Source organism: Streptomyces sp. H27-D2, assembly GCF_035828615.1.
Classification (GTDB): Bacteria; Actinomycetota; Actinomycetes; order Streptomycetales; family Streptomycetaceae; genus Streptomyces.
Map to the genome: position 1 here is coordinate 1 of NZ_JAYMZR010000240.1, position 539 is coordinate 539.

1 pseudogene is annotated in these 539 nt (G+C 75.1%); it reads left to right on the forward strand.

The features are described 5' to 3' along the window. Positions 1 to 327: 327 nt before the first annotated feature. A pseudogene (locus QMK28_RS34100) lies at positions 328 to 539 on the forward strand (hypothetical protein); the annotation flags it as partial.

Here is a 539-nt window from a genome sequence, read left to right on the forward strand (position 1 = left end):
GCCCGGCCCGCGCCTGGGTATGCGCCCTCCGGCAGCGCGTACTGGTTGAGGCCGCGCAGCGGTAGCACCGCCTCGGGCGTGAGGAGCGAGGGGCCGTACGGGGTCGAGGCGAGCGTGAGGTGCGGGGGCGACGGGGAACGCCGGGGTAAGCGCGGGCATCAGCCGGGGGAACTCTTGGCGCGCCCCTGCCAATCGCGCGGCCGGGCCCGGATACTCACTGGCGTCACCCCCGCGCGTCCCCCCGCCTGCTGAACCCCCCTTGCCCCCTTTGCCCCCTTTGCCCCCCTTGAACCCCTTGAACCCCCGCCTGTTGAACCCGGAGGCATCATGACCCTTCGCACCCGCCGCGCAGCCGTCGTGTCCATCGGCGCGGCCCTGACCGGCGGCCTCGCGACCCCGGTCTTCGCGCAGCCGAAGCAGCGGCAGCGGGGCCCGGCCCCGCTGCGCCGGGCGCACGCGCACAACGACTTCGTGCACCCGCGCCCGCTGCTGGACGCGCTGTCGCACGGCTTCGCGAGCGTCGAGGCCGACATCTGGCT